We start from the raw sequence: 15,457 nt of genomic DNA, 5'->3' as shown, positions 1-15,457 counted from the left end.
ATGGAGCAGAAATTGACGACAGACCTTCTCGGCACGGCCAACACATCGGCCGTACGTTATCTAGACGACCTTAGACTCGGACAGGAATGGACTTCGGCAGGCCGAACAGTCACCGAATTCGACGTCGTCACCTTCGCCACGTGGTCCGGGGATATGCACCCCTTGCATACGAATGAAGAGTACGCAAAGACAACAGAATTCCGCACGCGTGTCTTTCATGGACCTGGCGCGCTGTCCCTGGCCTTCGGCCTGGAGATGGCGCTAGGGTGGAAAAACGGGTCCGCCATCGCCTTCCTGGGCATTAACAACTGGAATCTCAAGGCCCCCGTGCGCATCGGTGATACCATCACCGTCCGTGAAGAAGTGATCGGTATTCGACCATCCACGAGCAAACCCGACCGCGGAGTCGTCACTACGCGAGTTCAAATCCTCAATCAGCGTGGAGTCGTTTGCCAGGAAGGCGACTGGGTCGTCCTCTTGTCCCGGCGTACCCTCTGAGGCCGATCCCCATCACCGTCCCATCCCCTTCCTGCGAGAAAGTTGGCTCAAGTGCCCCTTCATCTTCCTGAAGGCAAGCGGCTCGCCGTTTCGCTCAGCCCAGACTTCGATGCACAAAGTGTTTGGCTGGGTACGTTCCGCTCAACGTCACAATCCTTGTTGTCCCGCGGAGAATTCGGTGCGCTCGTCGGAGCCCCCCGTCTGCTCGATGTGTTCCAGCGGTATGGAATAACGACTACGTGGTGTGTACCGACGCACACGATCCAAACTTTCCCGGCTGCCGTAGACGCGGTTCTTGAGTCTGGCCACGAAATTGGTGCCCACGGCGTCTACCACGAATATGTTCCCGCTCTCGAACGGGATGAGGAGCGTCGTCTGCTCGAACTGCAAATCAAGCAACACGAAAAACTGCTGGGAAAGCGCCCGCGCGGCTACCGCTCCCCCGCCCTCGACGTAACGGACAACACCCTTGAACTGCTGGAAGAGTTCGAGTTCGACTGGGACTCTTCGCTCATGGGCAGGGACGTCCAGCCTTACCGGCCCCGCATTGTGGTGGAAGTCAACCAGGAACACGGCAATAAGTTTGGACCCGAAAGCAAAGTGCTGGAGTTCCCGGTGTCCTGGTTCTTAGATGATTTCCCTGAACTGGAATCGTTTAAGGGCAATGCCCTTATGCAAAGCAATGAGACTGTGCTTTCCCGCTGGAAAGACAGTTTTGATTTCGCATATGAACGATGCCCTGGCGGTGCTCTGACTTGGACCCTGCACCCACAAACCATCGGACGGGCCCACAATCTCCTCATGTTGGAAGAGTTCCTCGATCACCTCACCTCTTTTGAAGACGTATGGTTCCCAACTCTCACCGAGCTTTTCAACTGCTGGCATGATTCTGAACCACTCACTCCCGCTGCAACCACCGCGGTGCCGGTCCGGTCTCTAAAAGACTGACTGTGGCTGAAAGGACGCTCCAATGATCCGAATGCTTCTTATCGGTCCCCCCGGTGCAGGAAAAGGGACTCAAGCCTCAATCATTGCCGAGAGGTTTGGCATTGTGCCGATATCGACCGGCGAAATTTTCCGGCAGAACGTCAGCAGCAAATCCCCTCTTGGACTGGAGGCTGAGTCGTACATCAGAGCAGGCAGGTTTGTACCCGATGCAGTTACTAACAGCATGGTCCGTGATCGTCTTGCGAATCCCGATGCGCAGAATGGTTTCCTACTTGACGGATACCCGCGCACCGTAGGCCAGGTCAACTTCCTCGATGAGATTCTGAAGGAGGACGGCCACGAACTGGACTTGGTTCTGCAGCTCACGGCCGACACTGAAAAACTAGTTCAGCGACTGCTGAAGCGGGCTGAGTCTGAGGGGCGTATGGACGACACGGCGGAAATTATTCGGCACAGAATGGCCCTTTACTTCGCTCAGACGACCGCCGTGACGTCGCTGTACAGCGAACGTGGCATCCTCAGCATGGTCGAAGGGATGGGCAGTGTCTTTGACGTCTCCCAAAGGATAAGTACGGCCGTAGATGTCGCCCTCGGATCCTCCAGGCACTTCTATACGGTCGGGGAACCATGCTCCTAAACGCCTCACCTCGTCAGCAAATCCAGTAGCGTCTGTTTGCAGAGCGAACGTATGCAGGGCCGGATGGGAGCATCCGGCCCTGCTGCCTGCCTGGCATACTTTCTGAAATCAACGGGTAGGGGCGTGCACCACTCCGACCCTTTCAGGTATTGGCCGCGAGTACGGCAGCACTTCGGTCGCCTCTACGTCAGACGGTTTGCGGTTCCGTGCAGTCTCACCGGAGGACTTCGGCCGTGGCTGCTGGAGCCGGCCAAGATCCAATGCCGTTAATGCCAAAAAGACTGATGACACGGCCCCTGGCTCCCTCAGGTTTATCCCCAAAATCTCCTCGACCTTGGCTAATCGATACCGCAGGGAGTTGTGATGTATTTCAAGGGCATCCGCCGCTGCGTTGATGTTTTGCGCATGCTCAAAGTACGTCTGCAGACCCTCAATAAGCAGGTCCCGCCCCTCAAGCGGTTTGAGGAAGTCCTGGGCCCAGGAAATCATTTTGTCGAAGCCGACGTCGGCAAACAACCGGGTTGCATAACTAAAGTCCTCGTAGGCCATGATCTTCGGGCCGCGGGAGTTCCTTCGGAGTGTCCGAACCGCAAGCTGGGCGTCCTGGTAGGAGTCCAAGATTTCACCCAAGGCGTGCGCGCTGCGTCCAATGCCGATGTGTGCTCCAGGAAGTTTGTTGCCTGCAGCCACCACGAGTCTGCGGAACGCCTGGACACTGCATTGTGCCGCTATTGTTACCGTTTTGTCCCTGGCCGTCATGAGGTGGGCAATGGACTGAGCCTCGAGAGCCTTACCCAGCATTTCCGAAATGTCGTCGATCAGGGGAAGCGAACGTGAAGGCAACGAGGAACGGATCGGACGGAAGACAATAGTCCTCAACTCGTCCTTGAAAGAAAGTCCAAACGCTGAAATCCGGCCGGCCAACTCCGGATTATTCGGTTCCCGGCGCAGAGCCAACGCCTCCTCCAACACCGCGGTTCGGATTGCCCGCTCTTGCTGTCGCGCGGCCACAGCCATCCGTTGGCTGGCCTCCACGAGTGTGGCGGCCACATGCGCCGCGGAGATTGAATAAGCATCGGGAAAGTTTGGGCGCCGCGCAGTCACGACCAGCCAACCAAGATGCGGCTCGGCTTCAGTCGGGGCAGCAACTCTTGCGGCAACCCCTCGCCAGCCGTCAATATCTACCTTTTGCGAGTCGGCCTCCGTCCGGGCGATTTCCTCGAAAAGAAGTGAGGTGGGTATCGGCCCAGTTGCGTGCACTGGGTGGCCGGATCTGTCCACCAACGCAGCGGTAGCGTTGCACACGTTAGCAAGGCGGTGCAGCAACGAAGGAACGGGCTCTGGGTCAGTCATCGCTTGGCTAAGGGCGCGCTGCAGTGAAGCCAGTCTCCTGGAGACGGATTCTTCGGGCAACTGGATGGACCGTGAGATTGACATGACTATATCAGCGATGTTGTAACCTGCCCCGATAACAACCACTAGATGTCCACCCGCGTCTGCTGGCATCAGCTCAACAGACGCTGTATCAGGAAGGGCCACGAAGATAATCCGCCCTTGGCCGCCACCCCGGTTCAGAACGTCCTCAAGGTCACCCAAATCCGCAAGTCGAGGACAGATAATCACAGTTTCGGGATCGTCAGGCAGGCTTTCATCCTTCAGCCAGAGCGCCGCACCCTGAACCTGTCGGGACAACTGGGACTCGTCTGCGGCGACTCGCGTCACTGCAGGGCCTAGGTCAGCCAGCACGGTTCCCAGCGGAACGGACGACGAATGATGCAACATAGGAAACTCTCCGAGAGAGACGGGATCGACGGATGTCTCTGTCTGACGCTTCCGCCCAGACTAAATGAGTCACTTAATGAAACCATTGTAAGAATTCCTAAGCTCGAGAAGAATGCTTGGAGGAGTACCAATTACGAAGGAGGGGCCGGTTTCTTAGTCTCTCCTGACAACGGCACCGTTCCCAGCCGGTAGGAATAATTAAGGCGGGACTTCCATTGGTGCCCTTAGAGGCGACTATCTGGAAGACTGGCGATGACGGCCACAAAGTCCCGCGCAGAAAGGAAGAGTGCCATGAGCGCTGACACCCTCGCCACCGGCGACATCGTCGTCATTGGAGCAGGAATTGTGGGTCTCTGCACCGCTTGGGAACTGCGCAAACGTGGCTTTGATGTCGTTGTTGTCGAACAGCGGTTCCCCACCTACGGCGCTTCCGGGCGGAATCCTGGTTCCATGTGGCTGCAAACGCGGCGCACGGGAATCGAACTGGCACTTGCAAAGGCTGGAAAAGAGAAATACCAAGAGTTTCTGCGCGAACTCGGCGACGTGTTTGACTATCGGACCCACGGCGGACTGTTCTTTTTTGAAAATGAGGAGCAGGGCCGGGTTCTCGAAGACTATGTGTCCAATCGACGAGCAGCTGGCCTTGATGTCAGCATGATAAGTCGTGAGGAGGCACTGAAGCACTCATCCATCCTTCCTGACGGCGCAATCGGCGCCGTTTTCTGCTCCGATGACGCCCAAACCGACGGAGTCCAGTTTGTCAACGCTTTAGCCGCGGCCTGCGTCCGGGTAGGGGTACGCACCTTCGAAAACACATCCGTACTCTCCACCCTGCGCCGAGGAGAGACGGTAACGGGCGTCCGCACTGTCAGAGGTGAAATTCACGCGTCCGGAGTGGTATGGGCGACGGGCGCCTGGTCCACAAACCTGCGAGCGGAAGGTATCGAATTACCCATCACGACCGCCAGAGTAGGCCAGATGCTGACTCAACCCGTAGACATGCGGTCCAACGCCATAATGCATGGACCGCGTGGGGTATACGGTTGCGGGGCACTGACCGACCTTCCAACGTTCGACCCTGAAATTTTCCCTGTGCCCGGGACGCGAGGTGACTCCTCCCTAGGCCATGACCGCGCGCCATCCTATGACTACGATGACTCAATCGCACAAAATCGCGGAGGGTCAATTTTCATCGGGAACAGCCTTGATGGGAGAGGTTCCCTAAATCCGCACATCAGCATCAATGCCACGAACGCAATGATCTCGACGACCTTGAACAGGTACTCGAGCCTCCAAGACTACGGCGTCACCGGGCTGTGGGCAGGACTAGGAAGCGAGACCTCCGATCAGCTGCCAATAGTGGACCGTGCAGACGGAGCCTACATAAATGTTGGACACGCTTGGGGCATCGCCAGCGGACCGATATGCGGTCAGGTGATGGCAGAAGTCATTGCAGGTGAACCAAGCACCTTTGCCGCTGGCCTCAAATTGAATAGGGCGTCGTTGGCGCTGGTAGACGCCTAGTCCGTCCTTACCCTACCCGGCCGAAAAGCTGCAGAAACCGGTTGCCGGTACACGGCGCTGCTCCCTCAACTGCTCCACGAGCTCTCCTTGAGTGTCCTTGGCCAACCCACCAAAGTCTTGCCCGTTCCTTGAGAATCTTCCCAATGTTCTCCCTGTGGGCACTCAATTAGCGTCGAACACAACGGGTATCCCGTTCCGCTAAGGGCCGGACCAACGCCTAATCTTGACAGGAGATTCCGATGACCAAAGCCTCACTTAGGGTGGCAACCACCCAGCTCCAGCTTCGACCAGAAACAAGCCTGCAGGCGTACCTCAACCATATGGATGGCCTCGTTAAGCGAGCTTCGGCCCAAGGAGCGGAACTTGTGCTCTTCCCCGAACTGGCCAGCACGGGCCTGCTTGCTGCCATCGAGGATCATGAAGTCACCACCGCAACCATCACCTCTGACTACTGGAAATTTTTGCCGATGTTCACGAACGACATCGTCAACGGAATTCGCCGGATGGCACAGGAAAACAACATCGTCGTCGCCGGGGGCAGCCATAACCGCATCGCAGAAGATGGGACGCTGAGGAATACAGCCTTTCTGGCCCATCCGGACGGTCGCGTTGAATCACAGGACAAGATTCACCTCACACCACAGGAACACGCCTTGGGCGCCAGAGGCGGAAACGACCTGCTGGTCACTAAAATCGGTCCCTTCACAGCAGGGATCCTTATTTGTGCCGACATCCAGTTCCCCGAACTAACTCGTTACCTTGTGCACAAAGGCGTAGACCTGATCCTATGCCCTTCCCTTACATGGAACAGGCGGGGTGTTCACCGCGTGAAGACCGGTTGTCAGGCACGTGCTATTGAGAACCAGCTCTATGTCGTAATGTCACCCCTATTCGGCAGTAATGGAATCCCCACGGACTCCCCCATGTACGCAGTGGGGAAGGCCCTCATAACTGCCCCTGTCGACAAGACGGTAGGCATCAACGACGGTTTCTTGGCCAAGTCAGAATCAGACGATGAAGACATCCTCTTCGCCGAGCTAGACCACGAACTGTTGCTCGCCTCCAGGGCCACACCTGAAGCACCAGGGCTCGCCCTTCGTCGGCTGGATCTTTACGCCAAACTTCAGGCCGAGATGGGCTCCTAGTGTCTGTTTACCAACACCGCGTTAGAAACCACGAAGTTGACTCACAAGGGTTCCTCTTTAACAGCCGTTACCTCGAAGTGGCGGATGTGGCAATGACGGAATACTTTCGCGCCATTGGCTGGCCCTACCCCAAGCTCGTCGCGGAAGGCACGGATCCTTCCGTCGTCAGCGCAACCCTGTCGTTCAGATCCCCCGCGTATTTCGACGACCTGCTCGACACCGACGTCACGTGCACCAAGGTGGGAACCTCCAGTTTTCAACTGGACGTCTGCATCACCCGTGACCAAGCAGAGGTGGCGATGATCGAACTGATTTACGTCAACGTTGATGCTACAAAAGCCCGGTCACGGCCTATTCCCGAAGCCGTAGCCCAAACACTCCGCAACCATATCCGGCCTCGCTGACCAACGCCGCCGGCCATAGTTACCCCATTTTCATCCCTGCGCCAAACACCCGTCCTGGGTCCCGCGCTGCACAAAAATGATCCCCTTAGGAGACTTTTCATGGCACTTACTGTTGATTACAAGCCCCCCTTCGATTCGGCCAACGTCAAGGCCTTTGGTCCCGCAACAATCGAGCACCGAACAGCTGCTTCCGGGCTTACCCAGCTCGGCACCTATTTCATGACCTTCCATGATGGAGCCCTGACCGAGCCGTGGACTGTTCAATACGAAGAAACTATTTACGTTATTTCGGGACAGGCCCGACTGGTCATCATCGACGGCGACGAGGAGCAAACCATAATTGCGGACGCAGACGAGTTGCTAGTGCTTCCCGAAGGGACCACAGTGCGCTACGGAGCCGACCCCGAAACCCGGCTGCTCCTGTCCATAACCCCGGTTAACTGGCGCAATGTCAGCGCGCCTTCATAGGACAAAAACAGTGTCCCCTTCGCTGGAAGGCCAAGCCACTAGCACCACAAAAGCCACAACCGGCAGACGAAAGGCAAGCGCCCCTTGGGCCAGAGTGGTCAAGGGGCAGGATGTTCTCCTCGAGAAAGGTCATGAGCGGTTCGAAGGCATTGTGGACGACTTCACCGATGACGGTGACATCGTCTGGATCAAGTCATCGACTGGAGAACGGCGGCTCTTTCATGTCAGTGACGGGTATGGCCTGTCGCTTCACCCGACATAAACCTGACCGAACCAAACGGAGATACCGTGTGTCTAGTAGCGACACAAGCCCTCCTGAAGCTGGAGACGGGACTGTCCGATAAACGGTGTGTGGAGGCCGGCCGGTTTTCATTAGTGAGTGGTTCTTTCGAACCGGCCCGCGAAGGTAATCGCGAACGCGTTTAGCGCAGGCTTCCACCTCATCACCCAGCGTGCCTGGCCACCGCCGGTGGGATCAAGGGATTTGGTGACCAGGTACAGGCATTTCAGGGCAGGGCGGTTTCGTTCGGAAAGTGTCCGCGGGCCCTGACCGCCCTTCGGTAGCGGGCGTTGATCGACTCGATTGCGTTCGTCGTGCAGATCACCCGCCGGATCTCCACGTCGTACTCCAGGAACGGCACGAACTCAGCCCACGAGGATTCCCAGAGCCGCACGATGGCCGGATATCGCTGGCCCCATTCGGCAGTGAACTCGGCGAACCGGTCCTTCGCCGCTTGCGCGGACGGTGCCGTGTAGACGGGCTTGAGCGCCTTGACGATACCGTCGCGGTGCTGGCGCCCGGCATAGCGGAAACTGTTCCGGATCAGGTGCACGATGCACTGCTGCACCACCGTCCGCTCCCACGTCGTGGTAATCGCCTCCGGCAAGCCCTTGAGCCCATCGCAGACGGCAATCAACACATCCTGCACGCCCCGGTTTTTCAGCTCGGAGAAGACCTGCAGCCAGAACCGTGCACCCTCCCCACCGTCGCCGGCCCAGATGCCCAGAATCTCCCGCTCCCCGTTGCTGGTGACCCCCATGACGACGTAGAACGGGGTGTTGCGCACCTGCCCGTCACGGACCAAGACCGACGACCGCGTCAACGAAAAGCACCGGGTAGACCGGATCCAAAGGCCGGGCAGACCATTCGGCCAGTTCCCCAGCGACTTTCTCCGTGATGCGGCTGATGGTGTCCTTGGAGACCCTGGCGCCATAGACCTCTTCGAAGTGCGCGGCGATTTCCCCGGTCGTCAGACCCCGTGCGGAGAGCGAAAGCACGATCTGATCGATCCCGTCCAGGCGCCGTTTCCGCTTAGGCACAATCACCGGCTCAAACGATCCGTCCCGATCCCGGGGCACCTCAATCTCGACCGGGCCGATCTCGGTCAGCACCGTCTTTGACCTGGTGCCGTTGCGCATGTTCGCTGCGATCGGTGTCTGGCCATGCTCGTGCCCGAGGTGCTCGGTCAGCTCGGCTTCCAGCGCCGTCTCGAGCACGTTCCTGGTGAGCTGGTTCAGTAACCCGCCCGGCCCAACCAAGCTCACGCCCTGTTCCTTGGCCTGCGCAAGCAACCGCTCCGCAAGCTCCTTCTGGTCAATGATCTCTCCCGTCACAGGATCGATCATCACCCCTGTCATCTCGGTCATGGAGTCTGACACGGCCATCTCCTTTCGGATCAGGCCGGACCCCACACACCGTTATTCAGACAGTCCCCTGGAGACATCCTGTTTACCAAGCGCTTATCGGTGACGGTCGAAAAGTGAGCCATTGTGATGGCTTGGAGTCGTGGTCGTTGCAACACCTGAGCGTTTAGGAGTTGCAATTGGCAGAGATGAAACGCCCACGAAAGTCACGGGAGCCCCTCAAAGAACGCTGCACGGGCTCACTGTGATCAGCTGATGAAACAGGGAATGGGCAATTCTGAGGCCCGCCGGATCGTGGGAATCAGCCATAGTTCAGGGACTCGATGACGGCACGGTCAGACCGTTGTTCCTGAAGAGCGGGGACATCAAAAAGGTGCTCCCATGTCGCATAAGACACCGGTCGTTATTTCTGTACGGTTTCTCTCTATACGAATAACGATCGCAGACCTCCTGCATGCCGGCCGGAGCATTCGCGCCATCGCTATGGAACTGGGGCGCAGTCCGTCCACGGTGAGCCGAGAGATCCGCCGCAACATTACGAACGCTCTGGAAACTACCGCGTCCTCGGACGGCTCAGCGCAGTGCCGAGCATCGACGGAGCTGCCATCGTACCGGCAAGATCGCAGCCAATCCTGACGTGCAAAAATTCGTGCTCAAACACCTGCAACAGCGCTGGAGTCCGCGCCAGATCAGCAAGCGCTTGCTCGCTATTTTTCCTGGACAAGCGGAGATGCACGTTGTGCCCGAGACTGTCTATCAGGCGCTATATGGGCGCGGAAGCTTGGATTTGGCCGTGGACCCGGCCGTCTCGCTGCGCAGCGGGCGGACCGGCCGCCGACCGCGCCGGCCGAAGGAACACAAGACCAAGCGATTTCCAGATATGGTCATAATCCGGGACAGGCCCGCCGAAGTGATCGGCAGATTAGTACCAGGGAATTGGGAGGGCAATCTAATGATTGGGAAGGCGGTCGTTCGGCCATCGCCACACTGGTCAAACGGACCACACGCTTCATCCTTCTCGTGCACCTGGCCGGGAACCGCGGTGCTGAAAACGTGCGCTATCGGCTAGCTGATTCAATGAGACCGCTCCCGCCGCACCTGCGCTGTTCACTGACTTGGGATCAGGGCACTGAAATGGCCTGCCACCAAGATTTCACGCGGCAGACACTTATCCCGGTGTATGTCTGTGAGCTGGCAAGCCCCTGGCAGCGCGGCTCAAACGAGAACACTAATGGTTTGCTCCGCCAGTACTTCCCGAAAGGAACAGACCTCGGCGTCCAAAGCCCCGAACACCTCACCAGGGTCGCCGCTGAACTCCGCCGTGACCGTTCTCGACTTCCGGTAACACATCGAGGAATTGGTGCAACCGGAAAGGTGATGCCCGCCTACTACCTTCTGATAGGTGCCGCCGCCTTAGGCCTAATTTCTGTTTCTTCATCAAGGGAACCAGTTAGAAGACCCGTGAACGGGTCCCTGCCAAACGTGGAAACGGAAGCAGAAGCCCGACGCCTTATGGAAACCCAGGACGCGGAGGACCTTATCGACCCTGAGGACATGCCGCTTCCCTACTTCGCATTTAGGCGTTCCACGGACGACGAACTAACTGTACTCTCGCTCGATGACCCTGAGGTTCAGCTTGCGGCGCGGGGGGCCCATGTACGCATAGACTTTTCTACCGTCGATGTAAGCAGGCCCTGTCGAGGCTAAAGACATCCCAGCCGCGACGGGTTCTACAAGGATACTGCCACGGAACACTGTAAAACGGCCTTGTTTGGGGCCGGGGCCGGTCATCTCCGGAAACGCTGTTTACACGAGTCAGCTGCTATGGTCCGCCAGTGGTACGTGCGCGCCTCAGGGTTCGGGAATCGAGAGCGTCGAGGCCTGCGGTTCGTGCTTCTTCTTGAGGTGAGGCCGCGAAGAACCTGGCCAGGATTCCGCGGGACAGGGTTGTTGATCCTGCCACCGATCCTCCGCTAGGCCCGGGAATCACGCAATGCGATCTGCATAGTCATTCTTGGTGCGGTTCCGGCTGCAGTAGAGGGGGCTGTTTAGTTACGGTAACGTCAGGAACCTCACCCCGCCAGGCTTCGACTTCAACCAGCGCATGTTGTGCAGTCGTCGCTTGGGACAGGCTTGATGAAGGCCTGTCAGCGGTCAGCACGTTTGGGTTACCGTGACGGCAGAATGAGGGATCATCCGGTGCAGGGTCATACCAAGCGCCTGCTGAAAGTTGAACTACGCCCCGCCGAAGGGCCGTGGAGACTACCAACCCTGCAAGACAACTACCGCGGTCATTGCGAACGAGCACGACTTGTCCGTCTACGAGACCACGCTCCGCCGCATCGATGGGGTTAATCCGGATCGGCTCGCGTCCCTGGATTTTTGACTTCTGGCTAGTGGCACCTACGTCCAGCTGACTGTGAAGTTTCGTCTTTGGCTGGTTGGCGATCAAGTGCAGAGGGTACCTGCCGGCAGAGCCGAGCCACTCATCAGGCTCGATCCACACGGGATGGCCGGGACAATCGGCATAGCCGAAGCTTTCTATGGTGGACGAGTGAATTTCGATCTTGCCGCTGACGGTGTTCAAGGGATGTTCTTCCGGGTTTAGCCGGAATTCGGAAAACAACACTTGGTCGGGTTCGACGACGGGAATTTCAATCTTTTCGCTGGCCCAGAACGTGCCAAAGTCCACTACGCCAACACCCATGTCAACCAGCTTTTTCTGCCACCGGTCGTAGAGGTGCCGGAGCCAGCCCATGCTGTCACGGTTCTCGGTGAAAGCCTCTGCCCGTCCCAGTTTCTCTGCTATCGCGGCAAAGATATCGTAGTCATCGCGGGCTTCCCCGGCGGGAACAGTCAGCGCATGCATAGGGAAAAATGTAGGATCGTTGCGCCCGGCTCCATAATCGTTGCGTTCAAACGACATGGTAGCGGGAAGCACGATGTCGGCATGTCGGGCAGTGCTGGTCCAGAACTGCTCGTTGACTATCACTGTTGCTGGTTTGGACCATGCCCTGCGGAACCGAGCAAGGTCTTGGTGATGATGGTAGGGGTTACCGCCGGCCCAGTAAATCAGCTCGATTTCCGGCAGCGTAATCCGCTTGCCGTTGAAGTCGATCTCGCTGCCAGGCGAGAGCAACATGTCCGAGATTCTGGCTACCGGGATATAGGACAGCTCGGGGTTGCGCCCTTGAGGGAAGGACGGCGCGCTGGAGATTCGCAGGGGCAGTCCGACGTCGGCTGTGGCACCGTAGCCGTGCTGGAATCCACCGCCAGGGAGGCCGATTTGTCCAAGCATCGCTGCAAGCGTTACGCCCAGCCATATAGGTTGTTCCCCGTGTTGTTGGCGCTGCATGGACCAACTCAGATTGATCATAGTCCGTGAGGACGCCATTTCCCTGGCCAGTCGAAAAATCCGGTTTGCCGGAACGCTTGTCAGCTTCTCCGCCCATTGAGGATCTTTAGGTGTGCCGTCAAGCTCACCGCGGAGGTACGGGAGGAACCTGTCCACGCCCACACAGTAACGCGATAGGAATTCGCGGTCCGCCAGGTTCTCGGCGTCCAGCACGAATGCGAGTGCCAGCATCAAGGCGGCATCACTGCCCGGCAGCGGAGAGATCCATTCAGCCTTCGCTTCCCGGTAGGTGTCGTCGGCGATTGGAGCTACATCAATGAAGCGGCACCCTCGGGCTACTGCCTTTCTAATGGCATCCCGCGCAACGTGGCGGCCAATTCCCCCGGGACCAATTCCACTGTTTTTCTCCGACAATCCGCCAAAGGCGATGAACAGTTCCGTGTTTTCGCTGACCACGTTCCAGGACGTGGCGCGGGCCATAATCTGGTCTGGAGTGGCGCCGACTATATGAGGCAGCAGCACCCCGGAGGCACCATAGCTATAGTCTGTGACGCCAGCGACATAGCCTCCCAGGGAGTTGAGGAACCTGTGTATCTGGCTTTGGGCGTGATGAAACCGGCCCGCACTTGCCCATCCATAGGAACACCCATATACGGCGGAAGGGCCCTTTTCGGAGTACACCCGTCCGAGCTCAGCGCTTACGAGTTCTATCGCCCGTTCCCAGGACACCTCGACGAAAGGTTCCGAACCCCGACCAGAACCGCTTCCTGGTCCGTGCTCCAACCATCCCGCACGAACAGCAGGGCGGAGAACGCGCGTCGGGTGGTGCTGGGCTGAGGCGACGTTGTCGAGGATGTCGCGGGGATCCGGGTCTTCAGCCCAAGGTTTGACGGAGTGCAGGGACCTGCCGTCGCTCTCAGCTTGGAAGGCTCCCCAATGTGTCAGATGCGTCCGCATAGTTCCATTCCTTGGTCATTGTCCTCATGCCGCAGCGGTGGCTTCACCCCGGGTCAGCTGTTTCACGCAGGTGACGACCGTAATGGTACTTCGCCGCAAACCAAGACTAGGTCTGGGGATCGTGGGGACAAATTGGAGAGGAGCCGACGGCAGATCGCCGGGATCGTGTGATCTACAGGGGCGCGCATGAACGCTCCTCCCGGGCTGGCTGCGGCCATGCGGTCCAAACCCTGTTTCTTGCATCCGGGCTCCGTGCCCGGACCTTTCGCGCGAGCCTGGCGAAGAGGCGAATGGGTTGGACGCATATAGGTCTGCAGCCAGTCCGATTCTGTCAGAGGCTGAGATTCTCCGGGGCAGTATGTCGATAGAAGTCGACATATTCAGCAGGAAGCGGATCCTTGTCAAGGATGACGTCGGCGGCCTTTTCGGCGATCATCATGACCGGTGCGTAGAGGTTGGCGTTCGGGATCGACGGCATCACGGAGGCATCGACTACCCGGAGGCCCTCAAGTCCGTGTACGCGGAAGCTATGGGGGTCAACGACGGACTGGTCGTCGTTGCCCATCTTGCAGGTTCCGCAAGGGTGGTAGGTTGTCTCGGCATCCCGAGAGACCCAATCGAGAATCTCCTCATCCGTCTGCACTTCGGGACCTGGCGAGAGCTCGCCGCCGTTGAACGGTGCGAACGCGGGCTGATTCATGAGCGCCCGAGTAGCGCGAACACCGTCAATCCATTCCTGGCGGTCACGCTCCGTGGAAAGATAATTGAACGTCGCAACTGGTTGTTCGAACGGATCGCTGTTCCGCAACTTAATGTGCCCCTTAGACTGCGGCTGCTGCGGACCGAGATTGATCTGGTATGCGTGGGGGGCCGGAGCGGGGGAGCCGTCGTTCCGCACACCGAGCGTGAGCATGGTGAGCATAAGGTTTGGCATGGGAGCGTCATCAAACGAGCGGATAAAGCCGCCGCCCTCGAAGTGATTCGACGCGGCAGGCCCGGTCCTATTGAAAAGCCACTTCAGACCGGTCACCGGATAGGTGTACTTTTTGACGATGCTCTGGTTAGTGACGGGCTGCTTGCACCTGTAATTAATGAACGCTTCCAAGTGATCCTGCAGGTTCTCGCCGACGCCAGGCAAATCCGCGACAACGTCGATGCCGTGCTGCCTTAGCTCGGCCGCGTTACCAACGCCTGAAAGCTGCAGCAGTTGTGGCGAGTTGTACGCACCGCCGCTCAGAATGATCTCCGTGCCTCTCGCAATGGTTCGATTGCGGCGCCGGGCGGCGAATTCGACGCCGACTGCGCGTGTTCCCTCGAAGACCACCCGAGTTGCTCGAGCTCCTGTGATTACATGAAGGTTTTTCCGCTTCTTCGCCGGGTCAAAGTAGGTGCGTGCAGCGTTGTAGCGTTCACCGTTCTCGATGTTTGAATCGAACGAAGAAAATCCCTCCTGGCGGTAGCCGTTGACATTGTTGACGAGCTCATAGCCCGATTGCTTTGCCGCTTCGAAGAGCGCACCGAACAATGGGTTTCGCTTTCCGTTGCTGTGGTGCTGGTTAACGGGGATAGGTCCCGATCGACCTCGGTAGATACCGGTTGGATCTGACCCCTTGAATGTCTCGATTCGCTTGAAGTACGGAAGTACGTGAGCATAGTCCCACTCTTCAACTCCGGTTTCCTGAGCCCAACGCTCGTAGACAAGTGGATTGGCGCGCTGATAAAACATTCCATTAATTGAGCTGCTTCCACCCATGACCCTGCCGTGGTAGTGGTCAATTCGACGACCTCGAAGTCCTGCCTCCGGCTCTGACTTAGTGCGCCAGTCATAAAAGGGGTGGCCCATAAGGAACAGGAATGCTGCCGGGACACGCACGGGAACATCAAGTGAGGAGTACTTGTGACCTGCTTCGAGGACTAGTACCTGGTTGGCCGGATCCTCACTCAAACGGTTCGCGAGTACGCAGCCAGCGGATCCTCCCCCAACAATGATGTAGTCGTAACCGTCAAGCTTCATCGAGTTGTCCTTACTATGTCGTTGGCGTTCTTCGAGCTGACCGTCCTTCGAACGCACTCATCCGATAAATCGCCGTGGCCT

11 protein-coding genes and 2 pseudogenes are annotated in these 15,457 nt (G+C 58.0%); 9 read left to right on the top strand and 4 right to left on the bottom strand.

Annotated features, from left to right (window positions below):
- Genes ACLH0K_RS00395 through ACLH0K_RS00385 form a run of 3 tightly spaced genes read left to right on the top strand, consistent with a single transcriptional unit; the run spans nt 1 to nt 2,083 of the window.
- Nucleotides 1-498 carry a MaoC/PaaZ C-terminal domain-containing protein gene (locus tag ACLH0K_RS00395; RefSeq protein ID WP_411374912.1) on the top strand — a complete coding sequence of 166 codons (498 nt, stop codon included), beginning with the start codon at nt 1-3 and terminating at the stop codon, nt 496-498.
- A 51-nt stretch (nt 499-549) separates the two neighbouring features.
- The gene (locus ACLH0K_RS00390) at nt 550-1,446 is read left to right on the top strand and encodes a polysaccharide deacetylase family protein (protein WP_411374911.1); all 897 of its coding nucleotides are present in this window, start codon (nt 550-552) and stop codon (nt 1,444-1,446) included.
- A gap of 22 nt (nt 1,447-1,468) precedes the next feature.
- The gene (locus tag ACLH0K_RS00385) at nt 1,469-2,083 is read left to right on the top strand and encodes an adenylate kinase (protein ID WP_411374910.1); all 615 of its coding nucleotides are present in this window, start codon (nt 1,469-1,471) and stop codon (nt 2,081-2,083) included.
- A gap of 108 nt (nt 2,084-2,191) precedes the next feature.
- On the opposite strand, the gene ACLH0K_RS00380 is transcribed toward ACLH0K_RS00385, so the two are convergent.
- Nucleotides 2,192-3,805 (bottom strand): PucR family transcriptional regulator, encoded by a 1,614-nt coding sequence (locus ACLH0K_RS00380; RefSeq protein WP_411374909.1) that lies wholly within the window; start codon nt 3,803-3,805, stop codon nt 2,192-2,194.
- A gap of 351 nt (nt 3,806-4,156) precedes the next feature.
- On the opposite strand from ACLH0K_RS00380, the gene ACLH0K_RS00375 reads away from it, so the two are divergent.
- The 4 genes from ACLH0K_RS00375 (at nt 4,157) to ACLH0K_RS00360 (ending at nt 7,406) form a co-directional block, all read left to right on the top strand.
- Nucleotides 4,157-5,389, top strand: a complete 1,233-nt coding sequence (locus ACLH0K_RS00375; protein WP_411374908.1) for an NAD(P)/FAD-dependent oxidoreductase — start codon at nt 4,157-4,159, stop codon at nt 5,387-5,389.
- Nucleotides 5,390-5,628: 239 nt separating this feature from the next.
- A complete protein-coding gene (locus tag ACLH0K_RS00370; RefSeq protein WP_411374907.1) occupies nt 5,629-6,534 on the top strand; it encodes a nitrilase-related carbon-nitrogen hydrolase in 906 nt (301 codons plus the stop codon).
- Nucleotides 6,534-6,938 carry an acyl-CoA thioesterase gene (locus ACLH0K_RS00365; RefSeq protein ID WP_411374906.1) on the top strand — a complete coding sequence of 135 codons (405 nt, stop codon included), beginning with the start codon at nt 6,534-6,536 and terminating at the stop codon, nt 6,936-6,938. Before ACLH0K_RS00370 ends, ACLH0K_RS00365 begins: the two co-directional genes overlap by 1 nt.
- A gap of 99 nt (nt 6,939-7,037) precedes the next feature.
- Complete coding sequence (locus ACLH0K_RS00360; protein WP_411374905.1) at nt 7,038-7,406, top strand: hypothetical protein; 369 nt, start codon at nt 7,038-7,040, stop codon at nt 7,404-7,406.
- 372 nt (nt 7,407-7,778) lie between these two features.
- On the opposite strand, the pseudogene ACLH0K_RS00355 reads toward ACLH0K_RS00360, so the two are convergent.
- Nucleotides 7,779-9,032 (bottom strand): annotated as a pseudogene (locus tag ACLH0K_RS00355) (IS256 family transposase).
- Nucleotides 9,033-9,431: 399 nt separating this feature from the next.
- Between ACLH0K_RS00355 and ACLH0K_RS00350 the strand changes: the two are divergent.
- Together ACLH0K_RS00350 and ACLH0K_RS00345 are read left to right on the top strand one after the other, a co-directional pair.
- Nucleotides 9,432-9,686 carry a helix-turn-helix domain-containing protein gene (locus ACLH0K_RS00350; RefSeq protein WP_411374904.1) on the top strand — a complete coding sequence of 85 codons (255 nt, stop codon included), beginning with the start codon at nt 9,432-9,434 and terminating at the stop codon, nt 9,684-9,686.
- Between the two features lie 223 nt (nt 9,687-9,909).
- A pseudogene (locus ACLH0K_RS00345) lies at nt 9,910-10,367 on the top strand (IS30 family transposase); the annotation flags it as partial.
- Nucleotides 10,368-11,058: 691 nt separating this feature from the next.
- Here ACLH0K_RS00345 and ACLH0K_RS00340 read toward each other — a convergent pair.
- Both ACLH0K_RS00340 and ACLH0K_RS00335 read right to left on the bottom strand, forming a co-directional pair.
- The gene (locus ACLH0K_RS00340; protein ID WP_411374903.1) at nt 11,059-13,362 is read right to left on the bottom strand and encodes a molybdopterin-dependent oxidoreductase; all 2,304 of its coding nucleotides are present in this window, start codon (nt 13,360-13,362) and stop codon (nt 11,059-11,061) included.
- A gap of 331 nt (nt 13,363-13,693) precedes the next feature.
- A complete protein-coding gene (locus ACLH0K_RS00335; RefSeq protein ID WP_411374902.1) occupies nt 13,694-15,376 on the bottom strand; it encodes a choline dehydrogenase in 1,683 nt (560 codons plus the stop codon).
- Nucleotides 15,377-15,457: the final 81 nt, after the last annotated feature.

This window comes from Arthrobacter sp. MPF02, from assembly GCF_046605375.1.
Taxonomy (GTDB): Bacteria; Actinomycetota; Actinomycetes; order Actinomycetales; family Micrococcaceae; genus Arthrobacter.
Note: the sequence above shows the minus strand (reverse complement) of the source record. Positions and strands in the feature narration are given on the sequence as shown.

What these genes read in the sequence shown, in the direction of transcription:
- ACLH0K_RS00395 (WP_411374912.1), top strand. Translation starts at nt 1, where the DNA reads ATGGAGCAGAAATTGACGACAGACCTTCTCGGCACGGCCAACACATCG.
- ACLH0K_RS00385 (WP_411374910.1), top strand. Translation starts at nt 1,469, where the DNA reads ATGATCCGAATGCTTCTTATCGGTCCCCCCGGTGCAGGAAAAGGGACT.
- ACLH0K_RS00375 (WP_411374908.1), top strand. Translation starts at nt 4,157, where the DNA reads ATGAGCGCTGACACCCTCGCCACCGGCGACATCGTCGTCATTGGAGCA.
- ACLH0K_RS00370 (WP_411374907.1), top strand. Translation starts at nt 5,629, where the DNA reads ATGACCAAAGCCTCACTTAGGGTGGCAACCACCCAGCTCCAGCTTCGA.
- ACLH0K_RS00360 (WP_411374905.1), top strand. Translation starts at nt 7,038, where the DNA reads ATGGCACTTACTGTTGATTACAAGCCCCCCTTCGATTCGGCCAACGTC.
- ACLH0K_RS00350 (WP_411374904.1), top strand. Translation starts at nt 9,432, where the DNA reads ATGTCGCATAAGACACCGGTCGTTATTTCTGTACGGTTTCTCTCTATA.
- ACLH0K_RS00340 (WP_411374903.1), bottom strand. Translation starts at nt 13,362, where the DNA reads ATGCGGACGCATCTGACACATTGGGGAGCCTTCCAAGCTGAGAGCGAC.
- ACLH0K_RS00335 (WP_411374902.1), bottom strand. Translation starts at nt 15,376, where the DNA reads ATGAAGCTTGACGGTTACGACTACATCATTGTTGGGGGAGGATCCGCT.